This window comes from Sphingobacterium arenae, assembly GCF_014692505.1.
Classification (GTDB): domain Bacteria; phylum Bacteroidota; class Bacteroidia; order Sphingobacteriales; family Sphingobacteriaceae; genus Sphingobacterium; species Sphingobacterium arenae.
In genome coordinates this window covers 1,167,785-1,193,642 of the sequence record NZ_JACNYK010000002.1, presented here as the reverse complement: position 1 = coordinate 1,193,642, position 25,858 = coordinate 1,167,785, and the positions used below count along the sequence as shown (strand labels likewise).

The 25,858-nt window shown below is 40.2% G+C and carries 22 protein-coding genes; 12 read left to right on the top strand and 10 right to left on the bottom strand.

All coding sequences use genetic code 11. The features are described 5' to 3' along the window. Nucleotides 1-150: 150 nt before the first annotated feature. The 6 genes from H8B17_RS11465 to H8B17_RS11440 all read left to right on the top strand — a co-directional run bounded on the left by H8B17_RS11465 (nt 151) and on the right by H8B17_RS11440 (nt 8,727). The gene (locus H8B17_RS11465) at nt 151-3,420 is read left to right on the top strand and encodes a SusC/RagA family TonB-linked outer membrane protein (RefSeq protein ID WP_190309513.1); all 3,270 of its coding nucleotides are present in this window, start codon (nt 151-153) and stop codon (nt 3,418-3,420) included. Nucleotides 3,421-3,473: 53 nt separating this feature from the next. Continuing rightward, nucleotides 3,474-5,015: a RagB/SusD family nutrient uptake outer membrane protein gene (locus H8B17_RS11460; RefSeq protein ID WP_190309289.1), complete on the top strand. Its 1,542-nt coding sequence runs from the start codon at nt 3,474-3,476 to the stop codon at nt 5,013-5,015. Nucleotides 5,016-5,041: 26 nt separating this feature from the next. Continuing rightward, nucleotides 5,042-6,145 (top strand): endo-1,4-beta-xylanase, encoded by a 1,104-nt coding sequence (locus tag H8B17_RS11455; protein ID WP_190309288.1) that lies wholly within the window; start codon nt 5,042-5,044, stop codon nt 6,143-6,145. 46 nt (nt 6,146-6,191) lie between these two features. After that, nucleotides 6,192-7,106, top strand: coding sequence for a hypothetical protein (locus H8B17_RS11450; protein WP_190309287.1), 915 nt, complete (start codon nt 6,192-6,194; stop codon nt 7,104-7,106). A gap of 140 nt (nt 7,107-7,246) precedes the next feature. Continuing rightward, complete coding sequence (locus tag H8B17_RS11445) at nt 7,247-8,023, top strand: helix-turn-helix domain-containing protein (RefSeq protein WP_190309286.1); 777 nt, start codon at nt 7,247-7,249, stop codon at nt 8,021-8,023. A gap of 50 nt (nt 8,024-8,073) precedes the next feature. Next, nucleotides 8,074-8,727, top strand: a complete 654-nt coding sequence (locus H8B17_RS11440) for an NAD(P)-dependent oxidoreductase (RefSeq protein WP_317171012.1) — start codon at nt 8,074-8,076, stop codon at nt 8,725-8,727. A gap of 228 nt (nt 8,728-8,955) precedes the next feature. On the opposite strand, the gene H8B17_RS11435 is transcribed toward H8B17_RS11440, so the two are convergent. After that, a complete protein-coding gene (locus H8B17_RS11435) occupies nt 8,956-9,636 on the bottom strand; it encodes a YceI family protein (protein WP_190309285.1) in 681 nt (226 codons plus the stop codon). A gap of 146 nt (nt 9,637-9,782) precedes the next feature. Here H8B17_RS11435 and H8B17_RS11430 point away from each other — a divergent pair, with 146 nt between their 5' ends. Beyond that, a complete protein-coding gene (locus H8B17_RS11430) occupies nt 9,783-10,148 on the top strand; it encodes a winged helix-turn-helix transcriptional regulator (RefSeq protein ID WP_190309284.1) in 366 nt (121 codons plus the stop codon). A 133-nt stretch (nt 10,149-10,281) separates the two neighbouring features. Here H8B17_RS11430 and H8B17_RS11425 read toward each other — a convergent pair whose 3' ends face one another. From H8B17_RS11425 to H8B17_RS11415, 3 genes are all read right to left on the bottom strand, one after another. After that, nucleotides 10,282-10,851 (bottom strand): GNAT family N-acetyltransferase, encoded by a 570-nt coding sequence (locus tag H8B17_RS11425; protein ID WP_190309283.1) that lies wholly within the window; start codon nt 10,849-10,851, stop codon nt 10,282-10,284. Between the two features lie 99 nt (nt 10,852-10,950). Beyond that, on the bottom strand, nt 10,951-11,532 hold the full coding sequence (locus H8B17_RS11420; RefSeq protein WP_190309282.1) for an NAD(P)H-dependent oxidoreductase: 582 nt from the start codon (nt 11,530-11,532) through the stop codon (nt 10,951-10,953). An 89-nt stretch (nt 11,533-11,621) separates the two neighbouring features. Further along, nucleotides 11,622-12,569, bottom strand: coding sequence for an NADP-dependent oxidoreductase (locus tag H8B17_RS11415; protein WP_190309281.1), 948 nt, complete (start codon nt 12,567-12,569; stop codon nt 11,622-11,624). Between the two features lie 87 nt (nt 12,570-12,656). On the opposite strand from H8B17_RS11415, the gene H8B17_RS11410 reads away from it, so the two are divergent. Then, on the top strand, nt 12,657-13,493 hold the full coding sequence (locus H8B17_RS11410; protein WP_190309280.1) for an AraC family transcriptional regulator: 837 nt from the start codon (nt 12,657-12,659) through the stop codon (nt 13,491-13,493). Between the two features lie 58 nt (nt 13,494-13,551). Here H8B17_RS11410 and H8B17_RS11405 read toward each other — a convergent pair whose 3' ends face one another. The 5 genes from H8B17_RS11405 to H8B17_RS11385 all read right to left on the bottom strand — a co-directional run bounded on the left by H8B17_RS11405 (nt 13,552) and on the right by H8B17_RS11385 (nt 19,480). Next, nucleotides 13,552-15,162: a family 43 glycosylhydrolase gene (locus H8B17_RS11405; RefSeq protein ID WP_190309279.1), complete on the bottom strand. Its 1,611-nt coding sequence runs from the start codon at nt 15,160-15,162 to the stop codon at nt 13,552-13,554. Nucleotides 15,163-15,539: 377 nt separating this feature from the next. After that, nucleotides 15,540-16,529 carry an aldo/keto reductase gene (locus H8B17_RS11400; protein ID WP_190309278.1) on the bottom strand — a complete coding sequence of 330 codons (990 nt, stop codon included), beginning with the start codon at nt 16,527-16,529 and terminating at the stop codon, nt 15,540-15,542. 163 nt (nt 16,530-16,692) lie between these two features. Then, entirely contained in the window at nt 16,693-17,550 is an 858-nt protein-coding gene (locus tag H8B17_RS11395) for an AraC family transcriptional regulator (protein ID WP_190309277.1), read from the bottom strand. A gap of 54 nt (nt 17,551-17,604) precedes the next feature. Continuing rightward, nucleotides 17,605-18,816 carry an amidohydrolase gene (locus tag H8B17_RS11390; RefSeq protein ID WP_190309276.1) on the bottom strand — a complete coding sequence of 404 codons (1,212 nt, stop codon included), beginning with the start codon at nt 18,814-18,816 and terminating at the stop codon, nt 17,605-17,607. Further along, a complete protein-coding gene (locus H8B17_RS11385; protein ID WP_190309511.1) occupies nt 18,806-19,480 on the bottom strand; it encodes an ankyrin repeat domain-containing protein in 675 nt (224 codons plus the stop codon). Before H8B17_RS11385 ends, H8B17_RS11390 begins: the two co-directional genes overlap by 11 nt. Nucleotides 19,481-19,685: 205 nt before the next feature. Between H8B17_RS11385 and H8B17_RS11380 the strand changes: the two genes are divergently transcribed. From H8B17_RS11380 to H8B17_RS11365, 4 genes are all read left to right on the top strand, one after another. Beyond that, on the top strand, nt 19,686-21,032 hold the full coding sequence (locus H8B17_RS11380) for an amidohydrolase (protein WP_190309275.1): 1,347 nt from the start codon (nt 19,686-19,688) through the stop codon (nt 21,030-21,032). A gap of 105 nt (nt 21,033-21,137) precedes the next feature. After that, entirely contained in the window at nt 21,138-21,710 is a 573-nt protein-coding gene (locus tag H8B17_RS11375; RefSeq protein WP_190309274.1) for a YdeI/OmpD-associated family protein, read from the top strand. 313 nt (nt 21,711-22,023) lie between these two features. Continuing rightward, the gene (gene mph, locus H8B17_RS11370; protein WP_190309273.1) at nt 22,024-22,908 is read left to right on the top strand and encodes an Mph(E)/Mph(G) family macrolide 2'-phosphotransferase; all 885 of its coding nucleotides are present in this window, start codon (nt 22,024-22,026) and stop codon (nt 22,906-22,908) included. A 239-nt stretch (nt 22,909-23,147) separates the two neighbouring features. Next, nucleotides 23,148-23,702 carry an outer membrane beta-barrel protein gene (locus tag H8B17_RS11365; RefSeq protein ID WP_190309272.1) on the top strand — a complete coding sequence of 185 codons (555 nt, stop codon included), beginning with the start codon at nt 23,148-23,150 and terminating at the stop codon, nt 23,700-23,702. 854 nt (nt 23,703-24,556) lie between these two features. Here the strand turns inward: H8B17_RS11365 and H8B17_RS11360 are convergent. Continuing rightward, on the bottom strand, nt 24,557-25,831 hold the full coding sequence (locus tag H8B17_RS11360) for a glycoside hydrolase family 88 protein (protein WP_190309271.1): 1,275 nt from the start codon (nt 25,829-25,831) through the stop codon (nt 24,557-24,559). Nucleotides 25,832-25,858: the final 27 nt, after the last annotated feature.

The window sequence follows — 25,858 nt, the reverse complement described above, 5'->3', positions numbered from 1 at the left end:
GGAAATGTAGCGAGCATTCCCGGCTATTTATTGAGTCAATGAATACCACGTAATCTGAAATTAACACTGTATTAAAAACCCAAATCATACAAAAGTATGCAATTAAAACGATTAATGTGTCCTTTACCGGCGTATACCAAAAAAATCATTATGCGTGTGAAGTTAACCATCATTCTAGTGACCGTCTTTTGCATTCAGCTTTCGGCTAATGTATTTGGCCAAAAGATTTCACTGAATGAACGAGATGCCTCTTTATGGGAAGTGCTGAAAAAGATAGAGAAACAATCGGGCGTCACTTTCTTTTATAATAAACGGGATGTTCAGGAGGATCCCGTTACTATTATTTTACAAGAAGAACCGTTAAACCGGGTGTTAGCGCTACTTTTTAAGAATTTGCCCTATGGCTACGACATACAGGACCAAGTAGTCGTTTTAAACCAAAAGGAGAAGTTCGTGCCAACGAAATCCCGAGACGTGAGAAGACAGACCATCCATACGCTGAATGTAGAGGCCGTACAGCAGACGATCAATGGAACCGTTCGTGATTCACTGGGAGTACCACTGGCGGGAGTAACCGTATCGATCAAGGGAACGTCGCTTCGAACGCATACAGATGCCAGAGGCAAATATCGAATTGCGACACCGGAGGGGCAGTCCGTTGTCGTCTTTTCTATAGTAGGCTATGTGTCAAGTGAGCAGCCTATAGGTGAGAAAACAATAGTGGATGTCATGCTGACCGCGTATATAGACGACCTAGATGAAGTTGTCGTGGTAGGATATGGCACTCAAAAGAAAAGTGATGTAATCAGCTCCGTTGTGTCAGTAAATACAGAAGATGTCAATCGTGTACCGTCCAATGATCTAGGGGAGATGTTGCGAGGTAAAGCCGCCGGTGTATACGTCACGGTAAACGATGCCGCACCCGGAAGCTCATCTAATATCCTCATTCGCGGAAGCCGTTCGTTGACCGCCGGAAATGCGCCGATTGTTATTGCTGACGGAGTACCAGTAGGAGGAATCAACGACGTCAACCCCAATGATATTGCGTCCATCGAGATTCTAAAGGATGCTGCTGCACAGGCTATTTACGGCGCTAGAGCATCAAATGGCGTCATACTTATTACAACCAAGCGCGCTAAAGAAGACCGAACGATTGTCGATTTCAATACCTTTTATGGCGGGCAGACGGTGAAACGTAATTTCGACGTATACAGCGCGAAAGAATTTGCACAGCTAAAACGGGAGGCTTACCGCGCAGACAATAACAATCAGTACCTTCCTGATGAGGCTATTTTTACCGATATAGAGCGTGAAGTACTTGCCACAGGAGACTTTATCGATTGGGAAAAAGAATTGCTGCGCATTGCAAGCACACAAAATCATAACCTGAGCGTTTCAACCGGAACGGCCAAAACACGTATCTATTCGGGTTTTAATTACTCAAAGAGACAGGGCGTGATTCCAGGAACAGATTTCCAACGTGGAACAATCCGTATCAACGTTGACCAAACGATCACCGACTGGTTAAAAGTGGGAGCTAATACCTCGTGGCAACTTTCTAAAAATAATAATCCAGGTACAGGTGAAACCTTGTTACGTACCGTAACCACTTCACCTTTAGGTAAAATTTATAACGATGATGGAACCTATCGGATTTATCCTACCGGTGTGCAGGAGAGCGTCAATCCATTATTGGATCTAGCCGAAGTCTCGAATACGCGAAATGATCGCAACGATATCATGAATATTTTTGCCGATTTCACACCATTCCAGGGTTTCCGTTACCGTGTGAATGCAAGTAGACGCTCTTGGAACCGCAAGACCACACATTACGCCACCTCCGAATCTTTACAAGGATTTCGTAGAGGCGGATTAGGTAATGGAGCAATGCAGTTTGAAGACGAAGAAGAATGGCAATTAGAAAATATTTTGAACTATAACACAAGCTTTAATAAACATAATCTTGCGAGTACCGTGGTACAGAGCATAAGCCAACGACGTTATAATAACTTCCGGAACAACGCCAGCAATATTCCAAATGACTTGTTGGGAATTTGGGGGTTACCGAGCGCGGAGAGCAATATTCCCACAGTCGGCGCCAATAAAAGGGGATTGGTTTCATTTGTGGGGCGTATTCAGTATGACTATGACGGGAAGTACTATTTAACTGCATCGGCACGGGCAGATGGTTCGACCGTATTTGGTGCTAATAATAAATGGGCCTATTTTCCGGCCGTTGCTTTAGGGTGGAATATACACCGAGAAGCATTTATGGATGAATCCTTTGTAAACAATCTTAAACTACGAGCAAGCTATGGTAGCGTAGGAAACGAGGCGATCAATCCATACCGTAGTCTCAGTACGGCCGTGCAGCGGGACTATCTTTTTAACAATGTCAAACGGATAGGTTATGTTCCGGGAGACTTTCTGCCTAATCCTAATTTGAGATGGGAGACTTCTACCACGCTAAATACCGCGCTTGATTTCGGGTTTTGGAATAACCGTTTGACCGGTACATTTGAATTCTACAACACTCGGACAACAGATCTTTTAGCCGAATTGTCGTTACAGGCCGATATCGGATACGCTCGAATGCTACGAAATATTGGCGAAGTTGAAAATCAAGGATTCGAACTAAATATGAACGGTTTGATCTTAGACAAAAACGATTGGCAGGTAAATCTAGGTTTTTCAATATCCAGAAACCGGAATAAAATCATCAGCCTGTATGGCGATCTAGATGAACATGGAAACGAGGTTGACGATATCGCTAATCAGTGGTTCATTGGTCATTCGAAAAATGTTTACTATCAATACCGTCCAGCAGGTATATGGCAACAAGGGGAAGATATTGCCAATAGCCATATGCCAACTGCACAACCTGGTGATATCAAATTACTGGATTCGAATGGTGATGGCAAACTCACCGACGCCGATCGCGTCATTGTACCACGCGATCCGAAATGGTTTGGATCTTTTAATCTAGCGGTTAATTACAAGGGCGTGGATCTCGCCGCCGATTTTCTGACGGTACAGGGAGTGGTGCGAAATAATGCATTTTTATACGACTATGCCTCCGGAGGGTCGTTACGAGGCGTTTTTAACGGAGTGAAAGTAGATTACTGGACTCCTGAGAATCCAGAAGGTAATTGGCCGAGACCGTTAGAATCCAACGATCGCCCCTATATATGGACACTCGGACTACAGGATGCTTCTTATGTACGTCTACACACATTGACACTCGGATATACATTATCTTCTCAGTTTGCTAACAGACTTAAAGTCGGCAGCCTCAGAATCTATTCGACTGCACATAATCTAGCCACCTGGACAAAATACAAATCGTACAGCCCTGAAAAGAACCCTAATGAATACCCGGAAGCAATTTCGATTGTTGGCGGGATTCAAGTAGGTTTCTAAAAATCGGTGGATGAAATTATAGACTAAAAATAACGATGAATAATTATATACATATGAAACGGATATTTCTGCAGTTACTATTTGGCGTAACGTTGTTATCATTCTTGTCATGCGAAAAATTTTTGGCAGAGGAGCCCGTCACCGAAGTCTCCATTGATTTTATATATACCACTCCGGAAGGGTTAGAAAGCGGCGTAAATGCATTATACAACCTCATGCGGAACTATAACATTCCGGAAGGAGAGGGCGATGCTTTACGCTCCAGTCTCTTCTTTTTGGTAGGAACCGATTTAGGACTCAACCGCACATGGCACACACCTTATGGACCCAATCATACACCCGTGGCTTTTCCTGCTCGCAAATGGACAAGAGGATATCAGATCATTGACCGGGCTAATGCCATTATCACGAATGCCCCCAAGGTAGATATGCTCGAAACAAGACGCAATCAGATTATTGCACAAGCAAGAATGGTACGCGGTGAACTATACTTGGATCTAATTCGAATGTACGACAATATTCTCTTGGACACCGTAGCCACAACACCGGAAAACGCATTTGATCCGAAAGAATACCTGCCCGCAGATCCCATCGAGGTTTTTAAACTTATCGATGCGGACCTCGATTTTGCCATACAGCATTTAGCCTGGAATGTAGATTACGGAAGATATGGCAAAGGTGTAGCCCATCATATCCGTGGAAAAAGTGCATTATGGCAAAAAAAATGGACGGAAGCGTCCACACATTTTGATGCTGTAATCCTAGATCCGACCCACGACCTATTGCCTCGGGAACAGATTGCGCAAGTATTTGGACAGAATTTGAACCACAAGGAAGCCTTGTTGGTATACGTTCGGGACGAGATCACCGGTGGAAATGATAATTTAGCAGGCGGCGGACCGACGTGGATTAGCAGTGTGTTTAATTCGCGCGTTTACGAACTGTCGGGAGGAGAAATGATCCGATCGATCGAATATGGCGGTGAATCGTTAGGTTGGTCTTTTCCAAACGATTATCTCCGATCGCTCTACGATGCGGAAAACGATTTACGATTTCGTACCTATTATTATCCCTTGCAGCTCATTGTAAATAATCCCGAGTCACCAAACTTCGGACTACCCTTGGCGCCAGATCGTTACGATGATGATTATAGGCGATACCATTGGAGTTTAAAAAAGTACCATGACGACGAGAAGCGCATAGGGACACTCAACAGCTATAAAGATCATATCTTTTATCGATATGCGGAGACCTTGCTATTAGGTGCTGAAGCGGCGTGGCGAATGGACAATCCAAGTAAAGCGCTAGGGTATATAAATCAGGTTAGGAACCGGGCTGGACTCACTAACTTCGCTACTTTTGACCTAGAGAGCTACTTGGAGGAATCCGCCCGGGAATTAGCCTTCGAGAACGAAAGATGGTTCTTACTAAAACGGATTGGTGTTTTGGTGGAACGCGTTAACCAATACTATGAAATGGGGTCAAATGCAGGGAACAAAGCAATCTATCCCATGGCATCACATATGGTGAGGCTACCGATTCCCCAGTCACAAATTGACTTGATGGGTACATTTCCACAAAACGACGGTTATTAATAATTAAAAACAAAAGAAGATTTAAGATGGTACTTATAAAAAAACACTACTTATATTTCATGTTGTTGCTCCTAGTTGGAGCGAGCAATATTTCCTGCGGTAACAAGCAAGAGCTAACTCCTGATCGCGAGGAACCAGTCGAACAACCTGAACCCGAAACCAAAGTGCTAAAAGAAAAAGCATCCTTTAATATTGGTGCAGCTATAAAGACGTCGTTGATGAACGAAAATGGCTATACACAAACTGTGACCACGCATTTCAGCCAAATTACGGCAGAGTGGGAAATGAAGATGGATGCCATCTGGACTTCGTCAAGCAATTACCAATGGACAGGAGCGGATAAATTGGTCGATTTTGCAACCAAGAATGATTTAGATGTGCATGGTCATACGCTCGTATGGTATAAATCTTTTCCCAGTTGGTTTAAAAACACAAGCTATGATTCCACCGCTTTCGAAAATCACGTGAAGACCTATATTAAAACCGTTGTAGACCGATATAAAGGAAAGGTAAACAGCTGGGACGTGGCTAACGAGATTTTCAATGATAACGGTTCACTCAGAATGACAGACTGCCCAGTATATGCCACATTTAAAGATCCAATAGCGTTTTATGGTCGGTGTTTCCGCTACGCCCACGAAGCAGATCCAAATGCTAAGTTGTTTTATAATGATTACAGTGTCGTGATCGCACCGGGAAAACGGAATGCCATTAAAAATATGGTACAACGCTTCCAAAGTGAAGGCATTCCCATCCATGGAATCGGCGACCAGTTTCATTATCGCATTAATAACGATAAAACCACCTTACGTAACGGGTTGAACGATATGGCGAGTACCGGGCTGTTAGTTCATATTTCAGAACTTGATATCGTTATGAATGTCAACAAATCCGACAACTATGTCTACACAGAAGCTGAGGCCGAAAAGCAATCCGAGATGTACAAACATATCGCAGAGAGCTATTCTGCTTTACCCGCGCAGCAAAAATTTGCTATTTCCTTATGGGGTGTAACAGATAAGCACACTTGGCTTACCGGCTCATGGCATCCAAAAGAATACCCTCTTCTTTTTGATCAAAGTTATCGGTCGAAAGAAGCATACAAAGGATTTTTGTCTGGATTAAAATAGAAATATGAACAATAATGCGTGTGCGCACGCCAAAAAAACTAAAAATATGCAACTTATTCGATTGAAAATAAGATATATCATCAGTTGTGTGATGATGATGTTTTTTGCCGCATGTGGAGAAGAAGAAACTTTCCCCATTACGTTGTTCGAGCCCGGCAAAATAGCAGCTGACGCCAGTGGTGTCGATATAAAATTTGGCGAATACATTATATATACCGACCGATCCACTAAAGTACAAAGTCGCAATTGGGCGTTTCCAGGCGGAACGCCCGGTACATCGACGGATTCGGTTGTAACTGTTTATTATCCCCTAGGGGGCTCTTTTAAAGCGATTCTCAATGTTGTCTTTATCGATAATCAACGCGGACAGCATGCGTTCGACATTGAAGTTGAGCCAGACCCCAATAATCAAATTCCAGATTACGATTACGGCGTAACCTACGGAATTTATACAGAACATCCTGATATTATTTCGCGGTTGGCGCTGGTCCGATCGGTAGACATGAACCATTTTCCCGGAATACGGGTATCCGATGCATTTGAAGGTGTCGAAGCATATAAATTTGGAGCAACAGGCGAGTCGGACTGGGCTATGGGTGCTTTAGAAGATGGTCGAGGCCAGTATATCGATATTTCATCCTTTGAGAACGGGTATTATCATATAGGTCTAAAATCGAGCTCTCTAGCACCGATGTTGATACGCATACGAAGCGCTGGAGGAGGGAATGCCGTGTTTGAATTCACGGCTTCAGGAGAAGAATATGGATTCAAGCGAGATGGGAATTGGCATCTTGTATCGATTCCAGTTGCACATATTAAACAGAAAGATCCGAATATTAATCTTGCACAGATCACGGAATTTATCTTATTCAGAAGCGGCTCTGGTGACGTACGCACGTTTGACAATTATACATTCTTTGTCGACCATGTATTTGTTTCAGAAAAAATGGAAGAAAAATAAAAGATTCAGATTAACCAGAAAAACAAGCATAACAAAAGGATGTATTTGGAAATGATCGAGTTTTAAATAGTATATTGCGATATAACGCTTTTTATAGGAGAAATGCAATATAAGGACATACCAAGCTCAATAATGAAGCAATGAGTTTTCGCAGCATAGTGCCGAACAAATCCATTTCATTGTTTGTGAAGAACATTTGGGTATTTGAAAACGAGGTCAAAAACTCGAAGACAAATTTGCCTTTTTTCGCAGATGGCTATCCCGGCCTAATGTTCCAGCAGACGGACAACGGGCTGATGGTACGCCCGCACGATAAAACAATGCCCGAAATCTTTCTTTACGGACAAACCATTAAACCTATTGAATTGGAAATTTCTGGAGCATACCTGCTCATCGTTTTTCAATTATATCCTTTTGTTTTAAGAGCTTTGTTTAACCTTGTTCCGCAAAATATAAACGATAACTGTTACTATTTAGACGAGTTGATGGCAAACGCGGACATGATATCGCTCGTTACTAAGTTACGTACTTCCGATGTCGTTGAAGATAAGATTGAGATAATATCAAACCTATTGCTTTCTTTTTTAGAAAGGAAAAAGAAAGGCTTTGATTATCAGATAAGAGAAGCAGTTTTACGTATCATATACACAAACGGACAGGAAAGCATTCGCGCCATTGCCGAAAAATCTAACCTGAATATCCGAACCTTTGAACGCCGGTTCCTCCATGAAACCGGCCTGTCTCCCAAACAATTCGCCAAAATTATCCAATTTCAGGCATCCATGGAACAACTTACCTTGAAAGATTACACCAAGCTAACAGACATTGTTTATCAAAATGGTTTTGCCGACCAGTCCCACTTCATACGAGTTTTCAAAGCATTCACAGGCAAGACACCCAAAAGATTTAAAAAATAAACATATGCTGTCGTTTTTATTCTATTTTCTAGACGTTATATGCCGCAAATTTGTTGTGTAGAATAAAAATAAAAAAAATGAATATAATCGTTTTTGGTGCAACAGGCACTGTAGGTACAGAAATTGTAAAGCAAGCATTAGAAAAGGGATATGACGTGACAGCCTTCTTGCGCAATCCCGAAAAAATGACATCTTTAAATCATCCAAACCTTCGTGTTTATACCGGAGATGTAACCAACGCCGAAGAAGTTAAAAATGCCGTAAAAAATCACGACGCCGTTTTCTGTGCATTAGGCGATGGTCGAATTGGTAAGATACGGGCTTTAGGAACACTAAATATTGTCCATGCTATGAACAGCGTTTCGGTCAGGAAATTGATTTGTTTATCGACGCTTGGTATAGGTGACAGTTATGGAAATCTCAATTTTATCTGGAAACATATCATGTTTGGTATGTTGCTCAAAAAAGCGTTTAATGACCACAAATTGCAGGAAGAATATATACGCAATAGTGATCTCGATTATACTATAGTACGACCAAGTGCATTGACCGATGGAGCAATTACCCGTGGATATGCGATAGGTTTTGACGAAAAATACAAAAAGCTTAATCTGAAGATATCTCGAGCAGATGTCGCAGACTTTATGTTGCGCCAATTACATCGCGACGACTATTTAAAGAAGGCGGTAAGTATCTCCAATTAATATTTCTTTTATCAAAATTTTACTGGATATTATAGGCGCGCTTTTTCAACCTTCTTGGATAGCTTACAAGGCTTGGAAGTATGCTGAAAAATCTAACGAAGATTCGCTTGTATTGGTTTAGGAGGAAAGGGTAGAAGTCATAAAGAGGCAGGTATATGAAATATGCCTGCCTCTCCGTTTCCACGTCGATGAATTTTTGATTCAAACCCATTTAGTGAAGAATTATATTTATTTTTTAGCGGTGATATCAAACTCCAAATCCACCTCTTGTGAAATCATCCAATCCTTAGGGTCGCCATCTGTTCCGTAAGTAAGACCCCAGTCTTGTCTATTAATGCGGAATTTCGATTGTACATTCACTTCATTTTCACTGATAGATACTTTAGCGGGAAAAGATACATTCACCGTTTTTTCCTTGATCGTTAGGTTACCACTAATAACATTTGTCGCATCCGCAAGTACACTCTTATCTGTTGCGGGATCAAAAGATCTTACAGATGTGATTTCCAATTTCGATGTCGGATATTTTTCAACTTCAAAAAAATCTTCATTCTTTAAATGGCCATCTAAATCTGCAGCCGTCTTTCCGCCTGTTTTGGCTACATCTACTGCATCTTCATCCGTACGCAACGAATTCATGTCGATGGTGAATTTGCCACTCGCAATCGCATCATTTTCCAGCGTCAAGCTTCCTTCACTCTCCAATGTTCCAAACCGTGGATCAAAACCACCTTTATGGTAAGCTTTCCATTTTATAGAACTATTTGCAGGATCAAGCTGAAATACTGTGCCTTTTTCCGTCGCAACCTCTTGAGCTGTTGATGTCTGTACTTTGTCTGTGTTGGAATTACCCCCGCAAGCCGCCAATGCTAGCGCGGCAACAATTGTTAAAGCTGATAATTTTTTCATTTTTTATTTAACTGTTATTTCTAAATAGCGCTGCAAAGGTAATATAAGGTCGATTTAAAAAATGCATTAGTTACCAATTGGAAACTAGTTTCCAATTGGTAACTAACCTTTGTTTGTTTATTTTTGAACAAGATAGAAACGCTAGCATGATAAAGAGGAAAACGATAACGAAGTCCTTAGAATGTAAGGTTAGAATAACAGCGATAACGGATACGATGCAGGTCTTGTCTGGTAAATGGAAAATTCATATTCTCGGAACGCTGTTGCAAGGTGGAAAAATGCGATTTATGGATCTTTTACGAGAGATCGATGGTATCGCCGCCAAAATGCTTTCCAAAGAATTGCAAGATTTAGAAATGAACCAACTGGTAACACGGACGGTCGTCGATACAAAACCAATAACCGTTGAATACGAAGTCACGGAATATGGAAAAACGATGGAACCGATTATAGATGAAATAGCAAATTGGGGTGTTTTCTATCGAAATAGATTGCATGGTAAGAACGAATAATTATATGGCTAGATCATCATAGATATTACCGGCTTTTACAAATGCCTCGATAACTGTTTTTACTTGTTTCGTATTATTTATTTTGCATATGGCTAATGGTGTATCTCTCGCGTCAAAGATGTGATACGATATTTCAGTTTTTACCGATAAATTGTCCAGATTTTTTTAAGTATTCTTTTTCCCAGTCTTCTTTATAAATCCGATACACAAAATTTAACCGGGGTGCCTCACCGAAATAAGTTACTTCCTGTTCTGCAATTTTCTCAGCACCTAAGCGGCTAATTGCAATTTGTGAACGGAAATTTTCTGCCCCTATATGGAACTTTACTTTTGAAATGAACTGAAAAATGTAATCCAACATGATGGCTTTTACCGATTGGTTGATGCCTTTGCCCCAATAGTTTGTGGCATAGAAAGTATAACCAATAAATAGGCTATCCTGCTGTTTGTCATAATCATAAAAACGTGTGCTTCCGATGATGTCTCCCGTAGCTTTATCTACAATTTTAAAAGCTCCTTTACTTTGGATTGCTCCGTCAAAAAATGTTTTAAATATATCTTTTTTCCAACGGTTTTTATTGGGATGCTGTTCCCATATTTTGGGATCGGAAGCAACGATGTACAAGGCTTCAAAATCTTTTTCCTTTAAAGGATAAAGGACGATTTTCTCGTTTTCTAATGTAGGTTGAATACTGAATTCCATAGGTCTTCGATAAAGTCGTTTTACAATTTCTTTTTCATCATTCACATCCCGTTCGTGTTATAAAAGTAACAAATGGACAGGGGAAAAGCAATTCACCACCTAAATGGAGTCTAGTGCAGCTAAGTCCTTTATCCGCTGCATCCATTCTTTTCTATCTTTTTCATTCAACTCATAAAGTGGCCCAATAAAATCACTTTGAATGGACGACACCCCACAATATTCCAAAATACCTTTTTGTAATTGTACAAGTCCGCTTGACCGATAGGCTTCTTCATATGTCTTAAGACATAAATCTCCCGCCGTTGTTATTATTCTGCCTGTCTTTCCTTTTAATAATCCCTCACTACTTCCTTGTTTATTATTTTTGAAAGTAATTCCTGGAAGAAAAGCCCTGTCAAAAAAACCTTTCATAATGGCGGGCATACCAAGCCACCATAGTGGATGTACCCAAACCTGATGCTTGCTCCATTGTATATCTTCCATTGCTTTCACTAGATCTGGTTCAAGCTCCATTCGTTGTCGATAACCAAACCGTAAATTTGGGTTGAAATCTAATTCCCCGATGGCAATATATCGCACTTCTGAACCAGCAGCCAAAGCGGAGTTGATATAAGAATGTGCAATAGCACTGTTAAAGCTTTCTTTATTGGGATGCCCATTGATAACGACTATCTTTTTCATTTCTCTTGATTTAAATCTGTTTGAATAACACCATTTGTTGATTATAAAAGCTGCTTGGTGTTGGACCTTTCAGTCCTGGTTTCCGATGCTTACAATTTGATCACTATCTTTCCTACTGTACGGCCGGTTTCGATTTGCAGATGTGCATCTGCGATTTTGTCAAAACCGAACACATCGGATACATGAGGTTTCAACACTTCCTTTTCCAATAAAGATGCAATATGTTGCATATCCTGTCCGCTGGAATAAACAGACATGAAATAGCAAGCGTGAAGCTGCTTCTCTTGCGCTTTTAACTCATCTTCCATCGTATGTCCCGAAGGTAATGCGACAATCGTTCCGAAAGGTTTCAGTACCTGTACCGATTTCTGAAAATTGGCTCCTCCGATAGCTTCCAGTACAAAATCAGCGGGTGGTGCTACTTCCTCAAAACGCACCCTTCTGTAATCAATGAAGTCGTCTGCGCCCAATCCCAATACGAAATCTCTGTTAGGAGCGGAGGAGGTAGCGACAACGTATGCCCCCATATCTTTGGCTATCTGAACAGCGAAATGCCCCACACCGCCAGAAGCGGCGTGGATAAGTACGTTGTCTGTGGGTCTCAATTTACCGTAGCTATTAAATGCTTGCCATGCGGTCAATGCAGCTAATGTGCTGGCGGCAGCTTCCACATGATTGATGTTGTTGGGTTTCCGCGCGAGATGTTCCGCGGGAGCCGCCACATACTCTGCATAGGCTTTGCCATGTCCGACGAAATTGACCATTCCAAACACCTCGTCTCCCATGTTGAATTGCGTAACTTCAGTCCCGATTTCCGTCACTTCGCCGGAAATATCCCATCCCAAGACTAGCGGATCGTATTTCGCCAAATCTTCTGCCAATGGAGCTTGTCGATTGCGAACTTTGACATCGACAGGATTAATACTGATCGCTTTCACTTTGACCAGTACCTCATTTGTCTTTATTAGAGGCTTTTCAATTTCTTTGTAAAGAAGGTTTTCGACACCTCCGAAATTTTTCAATACAACTGCTTTCATTTTGTTGTCAATTTGATTTCACAAAAATAGACCGGAAACAAGATTAAAAGCAGGTACATTTAAAGCATGTTTAGGTATCTTTGCCCTATGGCAAGAGAAAACATCTATCAATCCCTTGAAGTGTTCTACGAAAAAGTAAACGACTGCCCTTTACGTGATAGACAATTCAATTTTTTTGAATTGGTTTACGTAATCTCCGGCACCGGTCACCACGCCGTCAATGGAAATAAGTTCGCTTATTGTGCAGGAGACTTATTCCTTATAACGCCTAAAGATTGCCATGAATTTGATGTGGAGGATATATGTGAGTTTATGGTAATACGTTTCGGAGAAGAATATATACGGGAATACCAATGGAAAAGTATAGATCATATAGCATGTCTGTTATATTATGCTTCCCATTTGTCGGGTTCCGTGCTCGTAAACAATGATGACAGACATATAGCGGGTTCACTGATGGAGAATTTACGACAGGCTACTGAACATGAATCGGTGTATTCGGAAGACCTCGTTCGCCATTTAGTGAATGCCATAATTGTTATTGCGGCTAGAAATTTAGCCTTAATTAAGCCAAAAAATATTATTCCCCATGCAGACATTCGTCTATTGCAAATATTGGAATATATACAGGAACATATACGCCAGCCCGAATTTTTACGTATTGCTGTAATAGCCCAAAATTTCGGATTATCTCCAACTTACCTTGGTAGTTATTTCCGCAGGCAATGCAAAGAATCGATACAGCAATATATCTCTTCTTATAGGATTCGACTGATTGAACACCGACTACGGTTCAGTGACAAAAGAGTTCATGAAATAGCCGATGAATTTGGATTTGCAGATGAAAGTCATATCAATAAATTTTTCAGAAGACATAAAGGAATGAGTTTAAAGGGATATAGAAATATGCTGTTTTCCGCTTAATCTGTTGTATTACAATCTCTTTTTCTTCCATGTTACCTGTTTAACATGATGCACGAACTTAATTTTTCACCAGCGAGACATCATCTACATAGCAAAATGCTCCGGCATTTCCCTCCGCCACAAACCCAATTTCAACATGTCCGTTTCTAACAGGTATCTTTTCGATTTCAATGGCAGTCCAACCGTCGTTCGACTTAGATATGGACTTCTTCACGATATTACCACTACTTTCGGCATACATTTCGAGTCTACGAAATCCGTCGCTGTTTCTAATTTTTGCAGTTAAGTTGTAATAACCATCTTCCAAGTCGACGTATGGACTGGATTCGACAGTTTGCACAACTTTGCGTTTAAAGTTGACGACATCGCTTATCTGAAGACTCTTCTCACCGATCACAGTTTTTCGATCCTGCTGTGTGTTGAAATAATTTAGACTGGGGGATGTAGAGTCGCTAACAGACAACTTTGTGCCCTCGATGATCGTTGTCGCCCATCCCAGCAGTTGCTCCTGCACCGGCTTGATAGGGCTCGGAATCCGACGGCGGTCGGCCTCGAAGCTTCCATTTTTTATGTAATTATTTCCCGTGTCTACCTGCCATTCGCCGGTGGTCGGATTCAGGCACCATGCGCTAAGGGAATTGAAATAAGGCGTTTCTCCATCGAACGATAGGGGACACCACTGATTGTATCCGAGGCCATTGCCCGCAAAATTAGCCCATCGGTCGCCGCAATAAATCACAGTCTCTTGCTTACTTCCTTTGACCTTGACAAAAAATCCAGTCTGTGTCACGTGGGCATAATCCATTTCCGATCCGCGCAAGATCGACATCTCATTGGTTGGCGTATAAGGTCCTCTAATATCGTCCGCCACGAGGTAATACGCATACGAGGAATCCCAGCCATACAGATTGGACGCAAACAGATAATATTTACCCTTATACTTGAACATACAGTTCCCTTCGCGACCAGCACCTTTATAAACTTGTGTACAGTCCAATAAACCGACTTTCCCGTCTTTCATACCTATTTCCGATATATAAAGCTTATGGCGTCCCTTTCCATAAGAATAAACAAGATAAGAGATACCGGTATCTTCATCGGTAAACACCGTCTGATCCCCTGTATTTGATGTCCCGATCGTTTCTTCCATGTTGATGCGTTGATGCCATTTAAAAGGGCCATTGGGGCTGTCGGAAACCGTTACTAATACCTCGGCATTGTGCTGTATAAACAGTGCATATTTGTCAATCTCTTTGACGTAAGCTACACCTAATCGTCCGGCCCACCGGGTGTGTTGATGCTTGTCCATTTCCGCACGTATAAGGACATCTCCTTTTGATTCCCAGTTTACCAAGTCCGTGGAAGTGTAGCATGTTACCGAAACAAAATTATCACGGGGTGGGGTAACAGATGGGTCGTTTCGATATTGAGCAGATTCTTTGTATTGTGCGCCATACCAGTAATATTTTTCGATTCCGCTTTCGGGATCTTTAAACCTAAATATACCGCCCCCCTGACTGTAGAGAGGAAGCCCCTCTTTGGTATCCCAAAAGACATTGTTTGTAATGGACAGGAATCCTGGAGAAGTTACACCAGTTTGGCTTTTAGCGGTTTGGAGTATAAGCAATAATAAAACCTGGGTAATTAAAGCTTTGGCCAATGTATGCATGATCGAGATTTATTGATGGTTTACTAAACCCAAAAATACCCTGTTATTTTTAAGTGGGCAACATGCGCCATCCTGTGCTGTTTCCTTAAGCGCAGCTGTATACGAGCGTTGTCTGTAAGAACCGACGCAACGTTAAATAGAAGTTTTTAAGCCAAAATTATACTTATTACTTTAAGATACTTTACGCCCGCAGTACTTTTTGATCGCATAGTTTGTACGCTAAGGCCGGATACTAGCCCCCCTAAAGCACCCCCCCCAACCACCGCCGCTGCCTAGGATCATCAATATCAGCGGTGCAAGACAGATCGCATATATATTTCTTATTACGGTTATGTGAAAAAAATGTTTCAGAAAAAGCTGTACTGCACTTTCCATCCTTATGTTGGAGTTTGCGCTTTTTCGTAAATAAGCCCTTCTGATTTCAGCTCTTTCCAAAAATCAACCGGTATTTTAGATTTACAAGATTTTACATTACTTTTAACCTGATCGGTTGAACTCGCACCGGGAATAATAGACACAAACTCCGCAGACGCCAGTACAAAATGTATGGCTGCGGTAATTAAGTCGGTATCATATTTCTTAGCAATTTCCGCAATCTTATCCCGTTTTTCAGTCATTCCCTTGGGGATTACATCCTTGTAATTGAAGCGGTCTCTCCCGGTAATAAATCCAGAATTATAACCCGCTCCGGAAACCAATTTTACGTCTGCTTTTTTAACGGCTGGGAGCATGCGGTCCACCGCATCTTCATGCTCCAATATAGAGTATTGTGTGGCCGACAGGCAAATGTCGGGATCGGCAGCATCTATACAATCCAAGATTGGTTCAATCTTATTCACGCCCATACCCCAAGCTTTAATCACCCCTTCTTCACGGAGTTTAGATAGCACTTTAAAAGCGCCTTCTTTAGCTTGTTTCATGTAATAATCATAACGATCGCCCACCTGATCTTCAGATAGGTCGTGAATATAAACAATGTCAATATAATCGAGCCCTGTCCGTTCTAAACTGTCATCAATGGATTTTTTCACTGCATCAGCCGTGTACATATGTTTGAAATCGAAATCCAGTGGATTTTTCCACATCGTTGGTGGTACTTCTGATTCGGGAACTGGCGTAAATAAACGACCGACTTTGGTAGAAAAAACAAAATCTTCCCGGTTTTTGTCTTTCAGAAATTCGCCAAATCTTCTTTCACCTTTTGTGAGTCCATACCAGGGAGAAGTATCGTAATAGCGAATACCCAGATCCCAAGCCTCCTGTAAAATTTTCTGTGATTGATCGTCGGTAATATTTTCGAAAGCCGTGCCGATCGGTACCCCGCCAAGACCTAGCTCATGTTCTTTTTTTAAAACTGTATGGCCCATTTTCTATTTTTAATTTACTGCTGATTTGGTTTTTTGTTTATCAGAATAACAATAAATATATAGAACTGTTTAAAAATTAAAATAAAAGTTCTTACCAATACCGAGCAAGCGCCCCCCTCCTGAACACAGACTATCAAGAAATGAAGATTAACTATAGATAAGATTATTGCTCTCTAAATTCTGTAGGGGTAATCTCGGTTTGGCTTTTAAAAAACTTAGAAAAATAGGCGTGATCTACAAAACCGAGCTCAAAAGCTATCTCTTTAATCGAAAGGTCGGTTGATTGCAGCATGCGTTTGGCTTCCAACAATACACGTTGTTGAATGAGCTGCGTAGCCGATACATTCAGATTTTTTTTGCAAAGAATATTGAGGTAGTTAGCCGATATGTTGAGCTTAGCGGCATAGAAGGCTACGAACCTTTCCTCTTTAAAAAACTGGTCTATCAATAAGTTGAATTTTGCAAGTTTTGGGGTCGATTGAAAGACTTTGGCTTCCGTAAATATATCTTCGGCCGCTTTGCTCACGATTGCGGCAATAACCGCCGCTCGTGCACTGATAATATCCTGAAGAGAATGCGCTGCTTGTAACTCATCCTTAATCGCGTCAAATTCATACTTCAGTAAATTGAAGCTATTATCGGTTAACGGAATTACAGGATGATTTATATAATTCGTAAATGAAAAACGGAAATAAGGGGCAAAGCGCTCGAAAAAGCCCCTGTCGATCATCAATTGATAACCAGTTGTATCGGGTTCTATATGCCATTTATGTACCTGATCAGGAAATAATACATGAATTTGTTGATTACCAATAGCATAATCCTGAAAATCTATAGTATGTATTCCCTTGGCATTATCAAACAATACAATAATAAAAAAATCATGTTTATGCGGTTTATCGATGTGTCTCTCACCGTGAAGTTCATTATAAAGCAATCCTTTTCTTCCAGCTGTTTGTCCCTTTCTGAATTCCTGGATGCCTAGAACAGGCACGTACTTTATATCCCTATTTTTGTTCATGACCTTAATAGATATGCAGACATTTTGTAATCTTTGGGAAATTTATGAAAAAAATCAATACACAACAGTTCCTTTATGAATTAACGATTTCACTGGTGAAATGCGAGAAACCACTTCAGCCGAGCAGCTTGCATCAACAAATACCAGATCCGCTTGATTACCTACTTTTGGCCACTGTTGATTTCCGTTATCATCCAGAGGCAATTTATAACGCGTAGCAAAAGCCAGTGTTCTAGATAATTGCCATTCCGTTCCATAACCGTAAAGCTGGGCGATAAGATTGGCTTTTTGCAGCATATTTCCAGAACCAAAAGTATTCCAGTGATCCTGAATATTGTCGTTTCCTATCAAAACTTCTACGCCATGTTTTCTAAGGATCGGGATAGGCATTATGATATCTCCAAAAGGTACAGAAGAAACAATACCAACACCTGCTTCTGCCAATCGTTCAGCCATTCTTTCGGCTTCAATAGTACTTAAACGACTCAATGCAAAAGCGTGACTTATGAACGCATTCCCTCGTAATTGAGGATTTTCTAAGGCGCGGTCAATTAAAAACGTTATTGTTTTAATACCGCTTTCGCCCATTTCGTGTAAGTGCACATCTACGCCCTTATTATGATCAACAGCGAGTTGTACAATTGCACCCATTGCTTTTTCAATGCTGTTGTCTAAAGTATAAGGATCAACACCACCAATAAAACTAACGGCATCCATCTGAGCTACATCTTTTAAAAGCGGGAGAGTATCGGTATAAAATAAGCCGTGTTGGGGAAATGCAACCAATTCTGCATCTGCACTTGCTTTTTTGTTGTGTAGCGCCTTTTCTAAATGTTTTAACGAATTTAAACCAGAAGTTGGATCCACATTAAAATGCGTACGCATAAAGTCTGTACCGTATCCCTGTAAAAAGTCAATCATTTTTTCGGTACGCTCCACAGAAGTTTTCAACCATTCGGGAATCATCTTCTGTTCATACGCGATCATGTCCTTCACTGTTTTTCTTTTTTCGGACACTGCTTGCCACGGCAACCCAAACAACATTTTGTCCAAATGCGCGTGCATATCTTTAAACGCGGGCAACATTAAATGTCCCTTAGCATCAATAGCAGAAGCATTCGGATCGTTAGCGTTGATACTTTTAATTCTCCCGTTTTCTACTTCTACGCAGAACAGACCTGTTTTTGTCTTTACGACTTCATGGTCTTGATATTCAAAGCCCGTTTCGAGCAATACATTCTTTAAAATATATGTTTTATTCTCCATCAGATAAGATTTTTACAATTTCATTAAACCCTCTATTTTTGGCATGTTGCAATGGAGTAACTCCGTGATGATCAGGGATCTGAAGATTAGCTCCACCATCTTTAAGAATCTGTACGATTTGTTGATATTTTTTGGTGCCATTACCCAACACAATTGCCTCCATTAAACCCGTCCAGCCCAAGCGGTTTACATGATCTATTGGGTACCCTTTTGTGCTAACTAATAATTGTACGGTTTCAACGTGTCCGCGTTCACAGGCAGGTATTAACGCACTCCCATTATAGCGATTAAAAATGTCAAAACGAGCTCCATTAGCCAAAAACAATCGAACTAACGCCGTTTGTCCGCTTGCTCCAGCATAAAGAAACGGGCTATCTTGATTATTGGATTGCATATTCACATCAGCTCCTTTGTCTACTAAAAGTTTTGCCATGGCTTCTTGTTGATTAATGGTTGCCAGCAATAATAAGGTTTGTTTATTTTTATCTTGCGTATTCACATTTGTGCCGTTTTCGATGGCTTTTTTTACAGCATCGATATCGTTGTTGTTAACTAGTTCGATAATTTCTTTTTGTTCCATAACTACTTCTGTTTTTGTAGAAGGTTTCTTTGCATCACAAGAGGTAAAGAAGCCTGTTGATAATAAAAACAATATTATTTTCATGTCCATGATTTAATTATTTGTAGATTACTGGAACAAAGTTCGACATACTTTTGCGCATAAATTTGTCAGATCTATTGTAATACTTGAAATATTTATCACCGTAATAGCATCTTAGGCTTAGTGATAAATATTTCAAGGGATGGAATGAATCCTACACGCTATAAAGCGAAGTGTTCGATAATTTTGTATAATATAATTTTAGACGATGAAAAAATCAGAGATATCACGCAAAGATTTTTTTAAAAAATCAGGATTGGGGCTTATGGGGGCGATCTTTATTCCAGAGCTATTAGGAGCAGAGCGTATTTTAGCACAGAGAAGGATTCAAGAAAAAGAAACATCAAGAATGGGTAATTGTATTTTAAAGAACGTCTTATTGGAAACAGGATTCGAATATGACGGCGACGAAATCGTTCGTACTAAAACAGATTTGTTTTGTATTGTTATTCATGAAGGAAAAATCAAAAGCGTAACACCGAATAAGCCAAACGACCCAAATGCTATTGATGCAAAAGGATTGTTGATGTTGCCAGCATTTAAAGACATGCACATCCATTTAGATAAAACTTTCTATGGCAGTGGTTGGCAAGCTGTCCGAAGCAGAACAGGCGGGGTTAAAGGGATGATTGAATTAGAGAAACAGATTTTGCCAGAAATGCTAAAGACCTCTACGGATCGCGCAGAAAAGCTGATTGAATTGTTGCAATCGAAAGGTACTTCTTATGCAAGAAGTCATGTCAATATCGATCCCACATCAAAATTGCAATCGCTTACAAATCTTCAAAAAGCATTAGAGAAAAAGAAGCAAGGCTTTGGTGCGGAACTGGTCGCATTTCCACAACATGGCGTTTTCTACACCGATTCAGTTCCATATCTAAAAGAAGCTGCAAAAATGGATATTGATTTTATTGGTGGTGTTGATCCTTATTCGATAGACGGTGCCATTGAAAAAACAGTGGACTTTACCGTGCAGCTTGCTTTAGACAACAATAAAGGAATCGACATCCATTTGCATGAATCCGGTGAATCGGGCTTAAAAACAATAGAGTACCTCATTAAAAAAGTAAATGAAAATTCGGTTTTAAAAAACAAAACCTACTTGAGCCACGCCTTTGTATTGGGAAGGTTGGATACGTCAAAACAAGAAGAAATCGCGGAGAAATTAGGCGATGCAGGTATAGGTATCGTATCCACTATCCCCTTCGGCAAATTAATCATGCCCATTCCCACATTGTACAAACACCATGTAGCGGTAATGACAGGTAACGACAGTATCATTGACCATTGGGGTACCTGGGGAAGTGGGAGTGTCTTACAAAAAGCAAATGTCATGGCTCAACTTTATGGCTATGCGACAGAATTCCTATTATCCAGAAGTTTAAAATTGGCAACCGGAAATATTTTGCCGCTAGATGATAAAGGAAACCAACAATGGCCAAAAGTAGGTGATGCTGCAAACGTAGTCCTTATCGATGCAAGCTGCTCAGCAGAAGCAGTATCCCGTATTTCTCCTGTGAAGTCCCTTATCCACGATGGCCATATCGTATATTAATGATCTATCCTCATGCATTTATAATGGGGATGCTATTATGTCGTTTATATCGATGTTTTTTTGCAACTTTAACTGGAGAGTTGGAAGCTATATAGTAAACTAACGATGGACGAAATAGAAATTTTTTATCCCACAAGCCAGGCAGATTGGAGAAAATGGTTAGAAAAGAATCATCTTTCCAAACAATCTGTTTGGCTTGTTTTTTATTCTAAATCATCGAAGAAACCGTCTATCAGCTGGAGCGAAGCCGTTGATGTTGCTCTTTGCTTTGGCTGGATAGATAGCAAGAAAATCAAAATTGACGACGAGAAGTCACATCAGTTTTTCAGCAAACGAAAACACAACAGTACATGGTCAAAAATCAACAAAGAAAAAGTTCAGCAACTCATTGAAAACGGACTCGTAACACAAGCAGGCTTGGATATCATTGAAATTGCCAAACAAAACGGTTCATGGACAATTCTGGACGACGTTGAAGAATTGATAATTCCCAATGATCTGGAAAAAGCATTTAAAAAACACAACGGTTCGAAGGACTATTTTTTGTCTTTGAGTAAAACTGTTAGAAAAATGATGTTGCAATGGGTTGTTCTTGCCAAGCGACCCGAAACCCGACAAAAACGTATAGACGAAATTGCGGAATTAGCAGGACAAAATAACAAGCCAAAACAATTTTGACTTTTTTAATCTTTACCCAACCAAATCGGGCTTCTTCAATTTTTTTACACTTATGATTGAACAATTCATGAAAAATTTGCTGAAATTGGATTGAATTTTTACTTTTACCACATGTTATATACTAAAAACAATACAATTGCAAAACCTTGGATGGTTTAATCCAATGCAATCGTAGCATTTCCGCCCTTTAAGAAGAGCATGGTTTTATTGCTCATCAAAAATTAACAAATTTTTTTATCCATCTTTTTTGGAAACGGTTCAGCTATTGAATTTTCCTGAAAAGGTTATTTACGAACATTTTAAATCTATTAAGATGACTACCAAAGACATTCAAAACCTTACTGAAGCTCACGGGCTTAAAATAACGGACGATATAACATTCAATGATATGGGTATAGACTTTAGAGTCGGTATTGTATCAGATATTAACGGTCAGAAATGGGTACTTCGGATTCCCAGACGTAATGATATGGGAGATCAAATCGAAGAAGAAAAACAAATATTGAATCTGGTCAAAAAACATCTTTCGGTTGAAGTTCCAGATTGGAAAATTGTTGGACATGATTTAGTAGCCTATCCGCTACTTACAGATAAACCAGCGCTAACCTACGATGGCATAACTTATGAAGTCACCTGGAATATGGATAAGGATAGTCCTAACTATATTCCTTCGTTGGCGAAAGTACTTGTGGAACTTCATCAAATTCCAAAATCTGAGGTCAGCGCAAAAAATCTGAAAATAAAGACCACAACAGATTTGAAAGAGGACATAGAAAATCAACTCAGATTGGTAAAATCCGAAATTGGTATTTCGGAAGAATTAGAAGCTCGCTATAAAACGTGGTTAGATAATGATTCTCTTTGGCCTAAGTTCACAAGATTTATCCATGCTGATCTTTACGCAGGTCATATTTTAACCAACAAAAACAACGAAGTTTCAGGAATTATTGATTGGACCACTGCGCATATTGGTGATCCGGCAATGGACTTTTCTGGACACCTCAATGTATTTGGAGCAGAAAGCCTAAAAGAATTGATTGAAGAATATGAGAAACAGGGCGGACAGATTTGGGATAAGATTTTTGAACAATCAGTAGAAAGAGTGGCAGCCTCTGCCTTAGCCTATGGATTTTTTGCTGTGGAAACCAAAAGTGATGTTCATATCCAAGGAGCTAAAGCAGCGTTGGGAGTAGGGTAAGTAGCCCAACACACGATGAAAACATTTACCAATTTAAAATTTTGATTTCGAATAGAAAACCGAAATGTTATAACCCGTACAGACTAAAAATAGAATTTATTTGGCAATTTCAGCCGTGTGGAAAACAACAATGCGTGTCAGTTGTTTAAGAGATTACCGTGCCAACGATATACCGTTATCAGGCCATTGAATTTTGTATTTTTTAATTACACCATCGTTTTACATAAAAAGGAACCAACATGAAAAGCCGAATGAAGTCCGCGTTAATCTGTCTTATTTTTTTAGGGTTGTATACCGCTGCGAATGCACAGTCGAAATCTCACATATATGGCGGATACGGAACGGGTACCGCAGTGCAGCTGTTTGGGGATATAGCTGATGCTTTCTTTTCTGAGCTTACAGACGACCCGACAGATTCGGGTTCAAGTGGGGTGTTTTTCGCTGGTTATCGTACACATGTTTCTGAAAGATTTGAAGTGGGCGGATTAGTTACCTTTGAAAATTATAGATCAGAATCTGAAAATAGAACAACTCACGAAACGTCTAAAGAGCATATCCCGATACTCGGAATAATGGCGGAGGGAAAATATAACTATCTTATGAAGAATAAATGGAGGCTTTACAGTGCCGGAATGGCAGGGGTAGGTATCGGCACCTCGGGTGAAGGAAATGTTGGTTTTGCTTTTCATGTAGATGCAATTGGATTTTCGTATGGCAATAAAGTGTCTCCCTTCCTGAACTTGGGCTTAGGGTTTAAAGGACTCGTGAATGTCGGCGTTCAAATCGGCCTTTAGTGGCCTGCACAGCATAACGGAGTTTTGGAATAACTTTATGATATTAGAATAACCTAAAGATATATGATAATTCGTAAAGAATAAATAACAAAACCAATACCGCATGAAACTTTCGGTTACTCGTATACATGGCGACAATACATAAAATAATATGGGTAATGTTCCTTACGGGATATTCCCAATTATAATGGTGAAAAAAGTAATCCCGCCCTTTGATGAATGTATCAATAAAGTCTAACAGAAAGCAAAATGCTAGCGTACCAAAAAACCATTTTTTTCGAGAAAAAAAGTACTCGACATAATTTTTATGTTCGCCAAGATTGGTTGGCATCAGCAACACACAGAGCACATAAAACGTATTGATATACAAGAAAAGAAAGAGATATTTAGCAAAATCCCAATGTGAGACATTTTTAAGTTCGGCTTCCCACCACCAAAAATGAATGATCAACAATAACATATACCCGCACCACATGAGGTGTATCCAATAAGGTTTTCGAGGCGAGTTCGTAGATTCAACAAAACCGACCATGCCTCTAATTAAGTGCGTTATACTTAAACTCAATATAATTGCAATAATTGTTTTCGCATGATCAAAAGTTACTGTAATTGATAGAAAATGATCCATAGGATAAAATGGGTGTCAGTTTTTGTTTATACTCGATTTTGACGTTAAACGTTGATAGTACAAGGAATCGATCAAAAAACACGCCAAATCCGAGATCTAATAAGCGCAGAAACAGATAAAGAAGCTTTTGAAAACTATCTATAGCATTTCCGTTGAGTAAATGCAAAAGGAGTAGGGGGGTGTTCGGTTTTAAGGATATAATTAGTAGGTGGCTTTAAAAAGCCACCTACAACATATTTTTCAATCGATACAATCCCTCTAGGTAATAATAGTCTGCATAGATCAACGGCACATCGATTTCCGAATTATGCGGCAAGCTTCCTACACAATGCTGCAATAAAAAACCACCGTTTGTCCCCTTCTCTGCAAAATATGCTGGTCCCGATAAAGTTTCTAGGGTCTGTTTAGCGAAATCAATATATTTTTTCCCTTGCTCGCCATCAGTAAATTGTCCGAGTTCAAGAAGTGCTGACGCTGTAATGGCTGCTGCAGAAGCATCGCGCGGGATGTAATCTAGCTCCCGGGAAGAGAAATCGACATCCGATTTAAAACCTTCCTGTTTGGTATTAAAATCCCAATAGGGTATTTTATCTTCCGGAAGATTTGGATGATTGATGTAGAAATCTGCTGCGCGTTGCGCTGTCTCTAAAAATGTCGGATTTTTTGTTTCACGATACATCAACGTAAAACCATAGATAGCCCATGCTTGCCCTCTTGACCAAGTTGAATTATCTGCATATCCTTGATTCGTTTGTTGATGAATGGCATTTCCTAAACTATCATAATCCACCACGTGATAGGTACTATAATCATCTCGGAAATGGTTTTTCATCGTTTTGTTAGCATGGCTGATAGCTACTTCTCTGTATTTAGGGTTTCCGGTGAGATCTGATACATAGCACAACATCTCCAGGTTCATCATATTGTCAATAATAACGGGATATTTCCATAATGTCTTACCATCCCATGACGCCTTTTCATTCCATGATTTGATAACGCCCACTTGCGGATCATAACGTTTTAACGCGGTTTCAGACGAGTGAATTAAAATATCCTGATATTGTTTCACTTTCTGTTCATCATCTAAAAAACGTATGGCATTGCCATACGGACAATACATAACAAAACCAATGTCATGGTGTTGATCGAGGTCTTTAGCAGCTTCGAGCGCTTCCGTCCATTTGATGGCATCTGTCTTTACCTTTTCATTCTGCGTATGTTCATAAATATACCATAGTGCTCCGGGAAAGAAGCCTCCCGTCCAGTCCCACTCATCTGTACCCATCACATTGCCATCCTTATCTAATGTGCGAGGAAAAGCCTGAATACGTTCCCCAGCGGCACTAAGCAACTTATATTGTTCTTCTGCAGCAGCAAAACTTTTATCTATAAAATCTGCTGTTTCCTGTTTTTTTTGCTGACAACTGATCAGCGATATTCCTAATCCTAAAACCAGTGCCAACCGTTTTCCAATTTTGTAGTTTTCCCTTATGTTGTTCATACCTTATTATGTCTATAACCTTTGTTT

Bases quoted from the DNA above. Each gene is read 5' to 3' on its own strand.
- H8B17_RS11385 (WP_190309511.1), bottom strand. From the start codon at position 19,480: ATGAAAATAATATTGTTTTTATTATCAACAGGCTTCTTTACCTCTTGT.
- H8B17_RS11415 (WP_190309281.1), bottom strand. From the start codon at position 12,569: ATGAAAGCAGTTGTATTGAAAAATTTCGGAGGTGTCGAAAACCTTCTT.
- H8B17_RS11410 (WP_190309280.1), top strand. From the start codon at position 12,657: ATGGCAAGAGAAAACATCTATCAATCCCTTGAAGTGTTCTACGAAAAA.
- H8B17_RS11465 (WP_190309513.1), top strand. From the start codon at position 151: ATGCGTGTGAAGTTAACCATCATTCTAGTGACCGTCTTTTGCATTCAG.
- H8B17_RS11460 (WP_190309289.1), top strand. From the start codon at position 3,474: ATGAAACGGATATTTCTGCAGTTACTATTTGGCGTAACGTTGTTATCA.
- H8B17_RS11445 (WP_190309286.1), top strand. From the start codon at position 7,247: ATGAGTTTTCGCAGCATAGTGCCGAACAAATCCATTTCATTGTTTGTG.
- H8B17_RS11425 (WP_190309283.1), bottom strand. From the start codon at position 10,851: ATGGAATTCAGTATTCAACCTACATTAGAAAACGAGAAAATCGTCCTT.
- H8B17_RS11360 (WP_190309271.1), bottom strand. From the start codon at position 25,831: ATGAACAACATAAGGGAAAACTACAAAATTGGAAAACGGTTGGCACTG.
- H8B17_RS11400 (WP_190309278.1), bottom strand. From the start codon at position 16,529: ATGGGCCATACAGTTTTAAAAAAAGAACATGAGCTAGGTCTTGGCGGG.
- H8B17_RS11390 (WP_190309276.1), bottom strand. From the start codon at position 18,816: ATGGAGAATAAAACATATATTTTAAAGAATGTATTGCTCGAAACGGGC.
- H8B17_RS11395 (WP_190309277.1), bottom strand. From the start codon at position 17,550: ATGAACAAAAATAGGGATATAAAGTACGTGCCTGTTCTAGGCATCCAG.
- H8B17_RS11435 (WP_190309285.1), bottom strand. From the start codon at position 9,636: ATGAAAAAATTATCAGCTTTAACAATTGTTGCCGCGCTAGCATTGGCG.
- H8B17_RS11420 (WP_190309282.1), bottom strand. From the start codon at position 11,532: ATGAAAAAGATAGTCGTTATCAATGGGCATCCCAATAAAGAAAGCTTT.
- mph (WP_190309273.1), top strand. From the start codon at position 22,024: ATGACTACCAAAGACATTCAAAACCTTACTGAAGCTCACGGGCTTAAA.
- H8B17_RS11380 (WP_190309275.1), top strand. From the start codon at position 19,686: ATGAAAAAATCAGAGATATCACGCAAAGATTTTTTTAAAAAATCAGGA.
- H8B17_RS11405 (WP_190309279.1), bottom strand. From the start codon at position 15,162: ATGCATACATTGGCCAAAGCTTTAATTACCCAGGTTTTATTATTGCTT.
- H8B17_RS11455 (WP_190309288.1), top strand. From the start codon at position 5,042: ATGGTACTTATAAAAAAACACTACTTATATTTCATGTTGTTGCTCCTA.
- H8B17_RS11430 (WP_190309284.1), top strand. From the start codon at position 9,783: ATGATAAAGAGGAAAACGATAACGAAGTCCTTAGAATGTAAGGTTAGA.
- H8B17_RS11365 (WP_190309272.1), top strand. From the start codon at position 23,148: ATGAAAAGCCGAATGAAGTCCGCGTTAATCTGTCTTATTTTTTTAGGG.
- H8B17_RS11375 (WP_190309274.1), top strand. From the start codon at position 21,138: ATGGACGAAATAGAAATTTTTTATCCCACAAGCCAGGCAGATTGGAGA.
- H8B17_RS11450 (WP_190309287.1), top strand. From the start codon at position 6,192: ATGCAACTTATTCGATTGAAAATAAGATATATCATCAGTTGTGTGATG.